Here is a 12,055-nt window from a genome sequence, read left to right as displayed (position 1 = left end):
AAATATAATTAAAACTTTTACAAGGATCAATCACATGCAAGTTTCAGCTAATAGCCAATTACAAATGCAAGCATACAACAAAACACAACAATTAAAGCCTGCAATGGAACAAACTGCTAGCCCTAAAACCCTGCAATCTGATACAGTAAGCTTCTCTCAAGATGGTATGAAAGCTGCGAGTGCTGATTTACAACGTAATGGCGCACCCATCATTGTAGTTAAACCAAGATGATAATTTAAGGTTTTAAATGTTGTTAACTGAGTTTTTTGGGTTGTTCTCTTTGTCAGCTTTTTTGATGTGGGGATTTTTAATGGCATTCCTTTTTAATGTTTTTGTATACACATTAGATGTCAAAAGAAAAACAACTCTATTACTCAGTTCGTTTATAATGATGGTATCTTATACTTTATCAGATTTAGTCTTTACATGGTTATCCATAAAAAACTCAATATACTTAGATTGGGCTATTTATGATATCGTCACCATTTTAGCTCTAATATTTGCCCATAAAGCCATAAGGATAACAACACCATCCTTTTTATATTTAGTTACTGGATTATCGATAAATTCAACCTTCTTTTTTTGCATGTATTTAGATATATATATATTAAAAAATAAAGAACCATGGCTTTTTTGGGAAGTTTATACATATACAGTGAACTTTATAGATCTAGTTATGATTGTTGTATTAATTATCGATAGAGACTTTCTCGGTCTTCATAAATTAAAAAATAAAACTATCAACTACTTCAAGTCAAACGATACCAACAAAGTAACCTAGCTCAAATGTACGTTACTGAACCCCTAATGGTTTATGTACAAGCCTTCACTCAGTGGGGCTTTTTAATGGCCTTTCTGTATTGTTTGACCTCTACGATAAATAAAGAAAATAAGTCTCCTGTTTATTTATCTGCGCTTATGCTCTGCTCATATGTTTCTAGTGGTTATATAGACTTATTAGAAGGTTTATATTTAAACTCGATGCTCTACGATTTTGTTACTATTTTAGCTTTATTAATTTTAGAGTACTTTAAAGTACTTCACCGCTCTATGGCTTTTCACTTCATCATCTTTGCGTTAATAATAAATGCTGTGCTTACCTTAATATTACATTACGATCTATACGTCTTGTATAACTATGAGCCTTGGTGGTATTGGAGTGTTTATTCTGTTGGTGTAAATATGTTCGATGTTTTAATGATTCTGTCACTAGTATTCAACAAAAATCTCAAAAATAATGGATAATATTCTAGTTAATCCAGCCATTTCTTTTTACATAGGTGCATTTGTACAGTGGGGCTTTTTAATGGCTTTTTTGTACTCATTAGTTATAAGTATTAACAAACCTAGAAAAGAAGCTGTATGGTTATCATTTGTTATGTCAATTTCTTACTCCTCAAGCCTGTTTATAGATATACAACACATATCGTATCTTCAGCTCTTTTTGTTTGATATAACAACTATTTTCGCCATTATTATTTTAAGGTTGTTCATTATTGAAAATCTTATATCGATCTACTTGTTGTTAGGGTTGATTATAAACTCATCATTATTTCTTGGTATGTATATAGATGTGTCAGTTTTTAATAATTACGAACCTTGGTGGTTTTGGTTTTTTTATTCAATTGTTGTTAATTTAGCCGACTTTATGATGCTAGCTATATTTTTTATAAACAAAGATTTTTTAGCTTTAGCTGCAATTAAAATATGGTTCCACAATAGTATTATGAAAAGGAATAGAAGTAGTGGCTGATATACTTTGGGGTCTGGTAGATTTAGGATACAACGTAGCAATACTATTTACATGGTTCTTCCTAATCGCATTTTTATATAATCTATCAGCGAGTATTAATAAAAATGATAAAAGTAGAGCGCATCTTTCATTTATAATGATGGTTTCATATATATCTAGTCTTTTTATGGATCCACTGATTGAAAATCCTCACCTAAATTACTTCTATTATGATCTTGCTACTATTAGCGCCCTGATACTTTGGCGATTTATATATAAAAAATTAGTACCAATTGCTTTTGACTATTTAATTGTAGGGCTTTTTATTAATGCATGTTTATTTTTAGGTATGCATTACGATATTGAAATTGCAGGTACTCTTTACTATTGGTGGTTTTGGACAGTTTATATTTTTGGAATGTATTTTGTCGACTTTACAATGGCATTGGTATTAATCATCAATAAGGATATTTTAGGTTTGTATAAACTAAAAGGGTGGTTGCGAAATAATAAATTCATAAAGGGGCATGATGGCTGAAATACTGTGGGATCTGGTAGCGATTAGAGATTATGTAGGTATATTTATTACATGGTTCTTTGTAATTGCATTTCTTTATAATTTGTCAGCAAGCATAAACAGTCCCTATAAAAATACAATGTACCTTTCTGGTATTATGATGATTTCGTATACCTTAAGTACACTGTTCGATATGGTTATAGTGTCTCACTTAAACTATTTTTACTTCGATATTGTAACTCTAATTATTATTTTTACGTTTCGGTACTGCAGTTGTGGCCCAATTCCTAACGCATTTTATTATCTTGTTTTTGGTTTGAGTATTAACGCATCTTTATTTTTAGCTATGCATTACGATATAGAGATTTTAGGTACTCTATATTATTGGTGGTTTTGGAACGTTTATGTATTTGGTATGTACTTTACAGATTTGATAATGCCATTAGCGCTTATCTTTAACAAAGATTTTTTAGGTCTAGTTAAGCTTACTAAATTTTTAACTGAAAAATTTAAAAGGTCACGCAATGCTTGATTTTTTATGGCAGCTGGCTGGTTTATACGACTATATAACCATTTTTACTACATGGTCTTTTGTACTCGCTTTTTTATATAATTTGTCTGCAAGCATTAACAAGTCTGACAAAAGCTGCACACAGCTTGCATTCATTATGATGGTATCTTACACCTCTAGTATTTTTATGGATCCCTTGAGCAACACACCCCATTTGACCCTTTTTATATTTGATATCGTAACTATATTTTTTCTGATTATATGGCGGATATACTTTAGTAAAAATCTCCCCGTAGCCTTTTATTATCTTTTAGTCGGACTTAGCTTTAACGCATTTGTTTTTTTTGGAATGCACTACGACAGTATTGTTTTAGGAAATTTAGACTACTGGTGGTTTTGGGCCTTATATGCAATAGGGCAAATAATTTTTGATTTAACGATGCTTTTAGTTCTCCTAATTAATAAAGACTTTTTAGGTTTGGTTTCATTAAAACGGTATTTGCTTAATCGTAGAAAAAGCAATCATCAAAAGGTTGAATAGAATGGAGGATCTATTTTGGCAATTAAATTCAATTAACGTGTATTTTGGAATACTTATTACATGGCTTTTTGTTTTTGCTTTTTTGTTCACTCTATCAATTGCCATTAATAAGCAAGATAAAAGCCGAGTTCACCTTAGCTTTATTATGATGGCTTCGTACACATCTAGTTTATTTATGGACATAACTACTGCAGCTCCGCATTTAAAGATGTTTATATTTGATGTACTAACAATTGCCGTTATTTTTATGTGGCGTATTTTTTTAGGACGCAAAATACCGTACGGATTTTATTATCTTATTGTAGGGCTTGGTATCAATGCCTCACTGTTTATGAGCATGTATATTGATAATACTCTTTATGGCAATTGGGACTTTTGGTGGCTGTGGATGCTGTATGGTTTTCTTATGCCTATTATTGATATTACGATGGCACTAATATTAATTATCAATAAAGATTTGCTAAAACTTGTTTGGTTAATTAAAAAATTAAAATCATCATCTATACAAAAGCCGAATTAGCGCATACAAGTTATGCGCTAATTCGGGAAGTGTTATTGGGCACCACAGCCCAATTTAGTTTTTAGCGCTTTGACAATTACAGGGTCTACAAACTCGCTTACATCACCATTGTGACGTGCTACTTCTTTAACGAGCGTTGATGAAATAAATGAATTTCGCTCTGCGGGTGTTAAAAATACACTTTCTAAATCAGGATTCAGACGGCGGTTCATGTTAGCTAATTGAAATTCATAGTCAAAATCAGATACAGCCCTAATACCACGAATAAGCACATTAGCATTGTGGTCGCGCGCAAGGTCAGCCAATAAGCCAGAGAAACCAATGACCTTAACATTATCTAAGTGACTTAAAATAGAGTTTGCAAGTTCAACACGTTCTTCAAGGCTAAAACAGGGTTTTTTACTTGGGTTGTTCGCAACCGCAACTAATACAGTATCAAACATTTTAGCTGCACGTTGAATAAGATCTGTATGACCATTGGTTAGTGGATCAAAGGTGCCGGGGTAAATTGCAATAACTTTCATAATGTTCACTATTTATGATTTTAGCGCTAGTTTAACAGTGTTTATGCTACAAAGCAGCCTAGCGAATAGAGCATATAAACACTTACTTTCTTTGAACAGGTCAGTCCAAGGTTTGAGTGTTTTAATGATTCATATTTGTTTATACTGTTTACCTCTTTTGAGTGTAATGTAGCCTATAGATAATTTGAGTATTAGCATATGAATACCAAGGATAAAATAATACACACCAGTATTTTGTTGTTTAATGAAAATGGTGAGCGTGCAATAACGACAAATCATATTGCATCGAACTTAGGGATGAGCCCGGGTAATCTTTATTATCATTTTAAAAATAAAGAAGACATTATCCGTCATATTTTTGCGTTGTATCGCGATCATTTAAATACTCACTTTAAACCTATTAATAAAGATGATGATGCATTTAATCATTTAACGGCTTATTTAGATTCGTTATTTGAATTGATGTGGCGTTACCATTTTTTTTACGACAATCTTGGCGATATACTCGCCAGAGACACTGAGCTTAAACAAGCTTACATTGATTTTCAGTTAGAGTTATTAGAGCAAGTTCGCAAAATTATTCTAGGTCTTCGCGATAGTGAAATGATTGCTATTGATGAGCAAGATGTGATTGATTTGGCCCATACACTAAAGTTAACTGTTAGCTTTTGGACGCCTTATATTAAGGCTCGTAGGCCAAGCGGTACCCTTGCTGAGCAAGATATATATCACGGTATTTTAAAAGTACTTACATTATTTAGAGCGTACAGTACCGATAAAAGCATTGATAAAATGAACCTGCTACGCGAAAAATACACCGAGTTAGCACAACAAGCCTTAGGGGCTGTGACCCTTCAAGATTAAAATTTTTCAATCTAGGAGCGATTAAATCGCGATGCGAGATTTGTAAGCCAGTAGGGTAACTGCTCCTGCGTTACCTTACTGACTAAATCTATGTAGGCAACAAAGAGTTAATTGCCCTAAGGCAGAATCCTTCGAGCAGCGTATGTTTAGCATTTATGCTACGTTATCGCCTATTTATAGGGAATAACCACGCTACATAGGCTCTGCCTTGCTTAAATACCAAACACACTGCTGCAAATTTAACCTCCAAAGATAAACCGGCCCTCGCGGTTGCTTAGTCGATAATTATTGGTTGTTTCCTAGACGCTGAATTTTTTGCTATAATCGCGCGCCAAATGCCTGGGAGCGCGAATTCCCGCAGTCTAAGAGTGAACTATGCTTAAATTTATCGTCAAACTACATCCTGAAATAGCCATCAAAAGCCGTTCGGTCCGTAAACGCTTTACTAAAGTGTTAGAAAATAACATTAAAATTGTATTGCGACGTCTTGACGAAAAAGTACAAGTAAGAAATAACTGGGATAATATTTCAGTTGTTACAAAGCTTGAAGATGCACAAGTTCGCCTTGATTTTATCGACAGCCTTAAACGCATACCTGGTATCGTTCAGTTTATTGAAGTAACTGAGACGCAATTTGAAACTCTCGATGATATCTATCAAAAAACAATAGCGTTAGTGGGTCACACAATTGTGGGTAAAACTTTTTGTGTGCGTGCTAAGCGTATAGGCCAACACGACTTTACCTCGACTGATTTAGAGCGTTATGTTGGTGGTGGGCTAAATCAACATATTGAAGGCGCAAGCGTTAAGCTTAGCCGTCCAGAAGTAACAATACGCTTAGAAGTAAAAGACGATAAAGCTTATATTGTTTCGCAAACGCATTTTGGTATGGCGGGCTTTCCACTACCAACGCAAGAAGACGTGCTTTCACTTATGTCGGGTGGTTTTGACTCTGGCGTAGCAAGTTACCAAATGATTCGTAAGGGCGCACGTACGCACTTTTTATTCTTTAATCTAGGTGGCGCAGCGCACGAGATTGGTGTTAAGCAAGCGAGCTATTTTTTATGGAAAAAATACAGCTCAACACATAAAGTGAAATTTATAACAGTTGATTTTGAACCTGTTGTTGCTGAAATTCTAGAAAACGTTGAAAACAGCCAAATGGGTGTTGTGCTTAAACGTATGATGATGCGAGCTGGAAGTGTAGTGGCTGAAAAGTTAAACATTCAGGCGCTTGTCACTGGTGAAAGTATTGGCCAAGTATCTAGTCAAACATTAGCGAACTTAAGCGTGATTGACCGCGTTACTGAAACGCTTATTTTACGCCCGCTAATTCAAAATGATAAACAAGAAATTATTAATCTTGCTCGCCAAATTGGTACAGCTGAAATGGCTGAAACGATGCCTGAATATTGTGGTGTTATTTCTAAAAAACCGACAGTTAAAGCCAAAATTGAAGTAATAGAAGCCGAAGAAGAAAAGTTCGATTTTGATGTGCTAGATACCGTAGTAAATAACGCGCGCATAATGGATGTACGCGATATTGACGTAGAAGCAAAGCAAGAGCTAAAAGAGGCTGAGTCGGTTGCTGATTTACCTGCAGGCTCTGTAGTAATTGATATTCGCTCACCAGAAGAAGAAGAAGCTGCACCGCTTGTAATCGATGGTGTTGAAGTGGTGCATTTGCCGTTCTTCCGTTTAGCTACTAAGTTTGGTGATTTACCAAAAGACACTGACTACTATTTATATTGTGATAGAGGCGTAATGAGCCAACTACAGGCACTTATGCTGCACGAACAGGGCTTTGAAACTGTAAAAGTTTATCGCCCGTAAAGTTAAAAGCTTATATAAGCGTGGTTTATACCACGCTTTTTTTTGCCTGAATTTTGACTAACAACTCATCGTTGTAAGGCGTTGGAATACTGTAAAGTTTACCTTGTTGGCTAATATAGCCACATATAGCTGATATTTCAGTTTCTCTATTGTGAGCTATATCTTGCTGCATTGATGAGTAATTATTTGCGGTTAACTCCATTATTTTATAAGCGGTATTGAGAGCTTTAATTAATGGGATATTAAGCCCTTGAGCCTTTGCAATATTGCATGCTTCAGTGAGTGCATTAAAAATTATTGTATTGTACTTAGGTGCACGTAATTCGCCATTTTTTACATTACTTAAAGCGCTTAATGGATTAATGGCAATATTGACGAGTAGCTTTTCAAAACGAAGCTGCTGAATGTTATTAGTAAACTTTAGGTTGGGTATTACTTTAAAAATATCAGCTATTGGCGCGCTATTTTGAAGTGCAAGCTCATTACAGCCACCAATAATGCTTTGTCCTTCACCTGTGTGTTGCACAATATATTGGTTTGATTTAAAGCCCGCTATGCTTGTCGTTAAAAAGTAGAGTGCTTGATGGGTGTTTAGCTGGTTATTTATCTCATCAACGTTGCCCATTCCATTATGCGAAAGTACAACAGAGCAATGTGTCGGTAAAAATGGCTTTATTTGAGAAAACGCATCAAGCACTTGAAAAGCTTTAACGGTAAATAAAATTACATCAAATTCAGTTGCTTTATCTAACTGATTTAATGAAATAAATTTTGCGTTAATTTTTTTTGATGCACCCTTAGCTCTGCTGTAAAAGCGGGTGTTTGTTGGGTTTTTACGAGTTAAAACACTGACATTATGCGATGCGCTCAAAAAGTGGCTCAGCAATAAGCCAATAGCGCCATCGCCAACGATTAAAATATTAGCCATGTGGGTTCTTTTTTCGAGGTGTAAAAATTACTCTAAGTAAAAAGTAGCTTGCAGCACCTGCAAAATCAGCAAAAAAATCACCAAGTGATGCTTGCCTATAAGGAAGTGCGTCTTGCATTATTTCTATCGAGGCGCCATAGCCTGCTAATAAGAGTATTTGAGCATATAAAGGAAGCTTAAAAGCCTTATCCATTATTATGGCTAATATAAAAAAAATCCCAAAATGGGCGACTTTATCAACATGAGGGAATAAATTTACAACGCCACCTTTTATTTCTTTAGCAAATAAAAAGGTGAAAGCCACTATGCTGATTAAAAAAACTGCTTGATAAACACGCCTTGTCACGACAAATCCTAAAATCGCTTAAAAAAGAGGCGCAAGTATATCAAACTAATTTAGTATCGCACCTGAACAAGATGCAGAAAAATGTAAAGATTTATAATTTTAGCGTTATAATTGCCACATAAAATTAAGATTAAATAGTTAGGAGTATACTAATGCCTTCATTTGATATTGTATCTGAAGTAGAAATGAACGAAGCTAAAAATGCGGTTGATAACGCAAACCGTGAACTAGAGACTCGCTTTGATTTTAGAGGCGTTGATGCATCTATTGAGCTAAACGATAAAACAATTAAGCTTAAAGCAGAAGCTGATTCTCAAGTTATGCAGTTGTTCGATATTTTAGCGGGAAAAATTTCAAAGCGCGGTATGGATGTAGCTAGTTTAGAACTTCAAGATATTAGCCGTGCAGGAAAAAATGTATTTCGTAACGTTGGGTTAAAGCAAGGTATCGAAAAAGACATGGCCAAAAAAGTGGTTAAAGCCATTAAAGATTCAAAAGTTAAAGTACAAGCCGCTATTCAAGGCGAAGAAGTGCGTGTGACAGGTAAAAAGCGTGACGATCTTCAAGAGGCAATGCAGGTAGTACGCAGTGCCGATTTAGGTCAGCCTTTTCAGTTTAAAAACTTTCGCGACTAATTTATAAACTGTTTTTAATAAAAATGCTTTAATTTGTCTATATTTGCAGACAGATTAAAGCTACTTAATTTTTTACAACTTTCCCACCTTATCCTCTCGTAGTTCTGCATGTATTAATCCACCTTTTGATATTTAAGCTATTATATTTAATTGAATATAATAAAAATTTCACTCTAGAAGGTATTAAAATGAGACCCCATCAATTATTTCTGTTATTTGTTTTGCTTATATTTACCAAGCCAAGCTTATCAAAGCCAGTTGATATTGATGTATTGGTCGAAGATGGCTACTTTCCGATTATTATTAACGCGCAAAAAAAGCAGGGCTTTGCTCCTGAGTTTATTAATATTTTAAACGACGCACAGGAGGAATTTAACTTTATACTTATTTCTTTACCTGTAAAAAGGCTTACTTTGTCTGTTGAAAAAAATAACTTCGACGTTTTATTTTTAATGGCAATGCAATGGCTGCCAAAAACAACGCAGAAAAACATTGAAAAAACTGAATTTTATACCATCACCAAAAACGAGCTTTATACACTCAAAGAGAATGCATCAGAACAAACTTATTTTGACAATCTGGACAAATTAACCAAAGTTGGGGTTTTAGGGTACTCGTATCAATTTGCAGGATTTAATACAAATGCCGAATACTTGAGAGAAGAGCACCAGGTAAGCCTTACAATCGATGAATTCAATGTAGTTAAAATGCTGCTATTAAGGCGCGCTGAAGTCGGGGTTTTAAACAGTATTGCTTATCAGTATTTTAAAAAGCAGAATATCTTAAATATGGATTTACTATTTAAGAGTGACGTACCAGATGCAGTGTATGAAACACATTTTTTGATTAACTCACAATCAAATAAAATATCTAGTCGCAAAATGGATGAAATATTAAATTTACCTACTACACAAATGCAACTTCAGAAGCTACTTGATAAGTACGGTATTCCTTCAAGCTATAATAATACAGCACTGAACTGAAATAGCTTTTAGCTATATAGACGTCCATTGACATTTGTAAACAAAATGCTCACAATGACGGCATATTTTCAAGGTGCTTGCTAGCCACTTCATGTAATGATTTTTTTAGCAGGATAATCGGGAAGTTGGTGCGTTTTCATGATGACTACAAGCCCAACACTGCCCCCGCAACGGTAGAGTATTGCATGTTTTTATGTGCTTACTGAGTCCGGAGACCGGCCTTGATGCAATCTTACTTACTTAAATCTTTGCGGTGGGCAAAGGTAGGGGATCTCATGTTAAACAAAACAACTCTAGGCGTTGCAATTTCTGCTGCGCTTTCATTTTCTGTGTCTGGTGCAGAGCAATCAATTGAAAAAATAACCGTTACAGCTAATAAGTTTGAGCAATCAATTAACGACGTTTTAGTGAGTGTAAATGTTATTGAACGTGCTGAAATAGAAGCTAGTAACGTACGCGATTTACCTACACTTTTAAGCACGCGAGTGGGTTTTCAAGTTAATCCAAACGGTGGTTTTGGTCAAAATACAGGTGTGTCACTTCGTGGTACAGGCTCTGGCGATACGTTGATTTTAATTGACGGTGTACGTACAGGCTCAGCAACACTTGGTCAAAAAGCACTAAATAATGTCCCTTTAAATAGTATTGAACGCATAGAAATTATTAAAGGCTCTCGCGCGGCTGTTTATGGCTCTGATGCACTCGCTGGTGTTATTAATATTATTACGCGTGAGTCAGATAACTTATCCCTAAGCGCTACATTTGGTTCTGACTCTTATCAAAATTATCAAGTTGCAGGTTCTGTAAAGTCAGATGATATAACAACAGCATTTAACGCAGGCTTTGAAAAAACAGATAACTTTGATGTACTGCAAGGCGTAGCACCTGATGAAGATGGCTATGAAAATAAAAACCTTGGGTTTAAAGTAAACTACACCGATGCACATTACGGCGACTTTAAGTTATTAGGCCAATACAGTGAAGGTTATGCAGATTACGACAGTAGCTTTAGCCCAGTAGATAGTACGATTGAACGAGATGACTTTAAAAACTATCAACTTTCTGCAGGTTGGAGCAAAAACTACACTAACCAAACGCATAGTATTGATTTAGCGCTTTCAACAGATGATTCAGACAATACATATGTCGATTTTTCAGTTGGGCCAACAACAAGTACCTTTATAACTAAACGCACACAAATTGATTATAACGGCCAGTACCTGTTATCTAATGAACTTAACATTAGTGGTGGTATTAATTGGTACAACGATGATGTGTCGCATAGTTCGCAACCATTTGTTGAAGACAGCCGCGATGTACTTGCTGTGTTTGTAGGTGCTTACTATGATGCAGATAAAGTACTGGCTAATTTAACTGTTCGCCAAGATGATGATGAGCAATTTGGCGACGAAACAACGTATACAGCCGCTGCAGGTTATCATTTATCTGAAGATGCAACATTTCGTATAAGCCAAAGTACTGGCTTTAAAGCTCCTACATTTAACGATTTATATTATCCACTTTATGGTAACCCTGATTTACAACCTGAAAAATCAGTAAACCGTGAGTTAGGTTTGAGTGTAGATTTTGATATCGCGCAAGTTGATATTGCAATATTTAGAAACGATATAGAAGATAAGATTGATTACGATGCAAACTTTGCATTGGCTAATATCGATGAAGCACGTTACGAAGGGGTTGAATTTAGCTTATCTCAGCAGTTTTTTGGTTTTGATAGCAACCTTAACTTTGCTTACTTAAGCGCTGAAGATGAAGAAACGGGCGCAGAGTTGCGTAATGTTGCTAAACGTACTTTTAACTGGGAACTTGCAAAACAGTTTGGTGCTTTTGATGCAAGCTTAGACATGCAATACCGTAGCGACCGACAAGGTGCTGTGACGCGCTTAGGCTCTTATACACTCTGGAACCTAGCGGGTAATTATCAAGTAAATGAACATATTGAAGTTTCACTTCGTGTAGAAAACTTATTTGATAAAGAATATAACGCTGTTGATTCAAACACTGATTTTACAACGGGTGAAGTGTATTACTACAACACGCCAGAGCGTCGCTTTTTTGCAGGCGCAAGCTACCAGTTTTAACGGTATTTATTAATATTA

General features: G+C 35.2%; 13 protein-coding genes and 1 riboswitch. Of the genes, 10 read left to right on the top strand and 3 right to left on the bottom strand.

The window, feature by feature from the left end; all coding sequences use genetic code 11:
* Nucleotides 1–34: 34 nt before the first annotated feature.
* The 5 genes from H5092_RS01150 (at nt 35) to H5092_RS01130 (ending at nt 3,822) form a co-directional block, all read left to right on the top strand.
* On the top strand, nt 35–232 hold the full coding sequence (locus H5092_RS01150; protein ID WP_182732748.1) for a hypothetical protein: 198 nt from the start codon (nt 35–37) through the stop codon (nt 230–232).
* Nucleotides 233–248: 16 nt separating this feature from the next.
* Nucleotides 249–782 (top strand): hypothetical protein, encoded by a 534-nt coding sequence (locus H5092_RS01145; RefSeq protein WP_182732747.1) that lies wholly within the window; start codon nt 249–251, stop codon nt 780–782.
* 964 nt (nt 783–1,746) lie between these two features.
* On the top strand, nt 1,747–2,271 hold the full coding sequence (locus tag H5092_RS01140; RefSeq protein ID WP_182695710.1) for a hypothetical protein: 525 nt from the start codon (nt 1,747–1,749) through the stop codon (nt 2,269–2,271).
* Nucleotides 2,272–2,774: 503 nt separating this feature from the next.
* On the top strand, nt 2,775–3,302 hold the full coding sequence (locus H5092_RS01135; protein WP_182732746.1) for a hypothetical protein: 528 nt from the start codon (nt 2,775–2,777) through the stop codon (nt 3,300–3,302).
* Between the two features lies 1 nt (nt 3,303).
* Nucleotides 3,304–3,822, top strand: a complete 519-nt coding sequence (locus tag H5092_RS01130; RefSeq protein ID WP_182732745.1) for a hypothetical protein — start codon at nt 3,304–3,306, stop codon at nt 3,820–3,822.
* A 32-nt stretch (nt 3,823–3,854) separates the two neighbouring features.
* On the opposite strand, the gene coaD is transcribed toward H5092_RS01130, so the two are convergent.
* Nucleotides 3,855–4,346 (bottom strand): pantetheine-phosphate adenylyltransferase, encoded by a 492-nt coding sequence (gene coaD / locus H5092_RS01125; protein WP_182716086.1) that lies wholly within the window; start codon nt 4,344–4,346, stop codon nt 3,855–3,857.
* 198 nt (nt 4,347–4,544) lie between these two features.
* Here coaD and H5092_RS01120 point away from each other — a divergent pair, with 198 nt between their 5' ends.
* Entirely contained in the window at nt 4,545–5,210 is a 666-nt protein-coding gene (locus H5092_RS01120; protein WP_165744837.1) for a TetR/AcrR family transcriptional regulator, read from the top strand.
* A 375-nt stretch (nt 5,211–5,585) separates the two neighbouring features.
* A complete protein-coding gene (gene thiI, locus H5092_RS01115; RefSeq protein ID WP_024595947.1) occupies nt 5,586–7,043 on the top strand; it encodes a tRNA uracil 4-sulfurtransferase ThiI in 1,458 nt (485 codons plus the stop codon).
* Between the two features lie 25 nt (nt 7,044–7,068).
* Here thiI and H5092_RS01110 read toward each other — a convergent pair whose 3' ends face one another.
* Together H5092_RS01110 and H5092_RS01105 are read right to left on the bottom strand one after the other, a co-directional pair.
* The gene (locus H5092_RS01110) at nt 7,069–7,971 is read right to left on the bottom strand and encodes a ketopantoate reductase family protein (protein WP_182732744.1); all 903 of its coding nucleotides are present in this window, start codon (nt 7,969–7,971) and stop codon (nt 7,069–7,071) included.
* A complete protein-coding gene (locus H5092_RS01105) occupies nt 7,964–8,317 on the bottom strand; it encodes a VanZ family protein (protein ID WP_002958754.1) in 354 nt (117 codons plus the stop codon). The genes H5092_RS01110 and H5092_RS01105 overlap by 8 nt, the downstream gene beginning before the upstream one ends.
* 152 nt (nt 8,318–8,469) lie before the next feature.
* Between H5092_RS01105 and H5092_RS01100 the strand changes: the two genes are divergently transcribed.
* The 3 genes from H5092_RS01100 to H5092_RS01090 all read left to right on the top strand — a co-directional run bounded on the left by H5092_RS01100 (nt 8,470) and on the right by H5092_RS01090 (nt 12,037).
* Nucleotides 8,470–8,952 carry a YajQ family cyclic di-GMP-binding protein gene (locus H5092_RS01100; protein WP_002958753.1) on the top strand — a complete coding sequence of 161 codons (483 nt, stop codon included), beginning with the start codon at nt 8,470–8,472 and terminating at the stop codon, nt 8,950–8,952.
* Between the two features lie 188 nt (nt 8,953–9,140).
* Nucleotides 9,141–9,935 carry a hypothetical protein gene (locus H5092_RS01095; RefSeq protein WP_024595949.1) on the top strand — a complete coding sequence of 265 codons (795 nt, stop codon included), beginning with the start codon at nt 9,141–9,143 and terminating at the stop codon, nt 9,933–9,935.
* Between the two features lie 54 nt (nt 9,936–9,989).
* Nucleotides 9,990–10,174: riboswitch (cobalamin riboswitch) on the top strand.
* Nucleotides 10,175–10,210: 36 nt separating this feature from the next.
* Complete coding sequence (locus tag H5092_RS01090; RefSeq protein ID WP_182732743.1) at nt 10,211–12,037, top strand: TonB-dependent receptor domain-containing protein; 1,827 nt, start codon at nt 10,211–10,213, stop codon at nt 12,035–12,037.
* Nucleotides 12,038–12,055 lie beyond the last annotated feature (18 nt).

The organism is Pseudoalteromonas sp. SR41-7, assembly GCF_014163935.1.
Lineage (GTDB): Bacteria > Pseudomonadota > Gammaproteobacteria > Enterobacterales > Alteromonadaceae > Pseudoalteromonas > Pseudoalteromonas distincta.
Note: the sequence above shows the minus strand (reverse complement) of the source record. Positions and strands in the feature narration are given on the sequence as shown.

Coding starts and splice junctions, on each gene's coding strand:
- H5092_RS01150 (WP_182732748.1), top strand. CDS start 35: ATGCAAGTTTCAGCTAATAGCCAATTACAAATGCAAGCATACAACAAA.
- H5092_RS01145 (WP_182732747.1), top strand. CDS start 249: ATGTTGTTAACTGAGTTTTTTGGGTTGTTCTCTTTGTCAGCTTTTTTG.
- H5092_RS01135 (WP_182732746.1), top strand. CDS start 2,775: ATGCTTGATTTTTTATGGCAGCTGGCTGGTTTATACGACTATATAACC.
- H5092_RS01130 (WP_182732745.1), top strand. CDS start 3,304: ATGGAGGATCTATTTTGGCAATTAAATTCAATTAACGTGTATTTTGGA.
- coaD (WP_182716086.1), bottom strand. CDS start 4,346: ATGAAAGTTATTGCAATTTACCCCGGCACCTTTGATCCACTAACCAAT.
- H5092_RS01120 (WP_165744837.1), top strand. CDS start 4,545: ATGAATACCAAGGATAAAATAATACACACCAGTATTTTGTTGTTTAAT.
- thiI (WP_024595947.1), top strand. CDS start 5,586: ATGCTTAAATTTATCGTCAAACTACATCCTGAAATAGCCATCAAAAGC.
- H5092_RS01110 (WP_182732744.1), bottom strand. CDS start 7,971: ATGGCTAATATTTTAATCGTTGGCGATGGCGCTATTGGCTTATTGCTG.
- H5092_RS01100 (WP_002958753.1), top strand. CDS start 8,470: ATGCCTTCATTTGATATTGTATCTGAAGTAGAAATGAACGAAGCTAAA.
- H5092_RS01095 (WP_024595949.1), top strand. CDS start 9,141: ATGAGACCCCATCAATTATTTCTGTTATTTGTTTTGCTTATATTTACC.
- H5092_RS01090 (WP_182732743.1), top strand. CDS start 10,211: ATGTTAAACAAAACAACTCTAGGCGTTGCAATTTCTGCTGCGCTTTCA.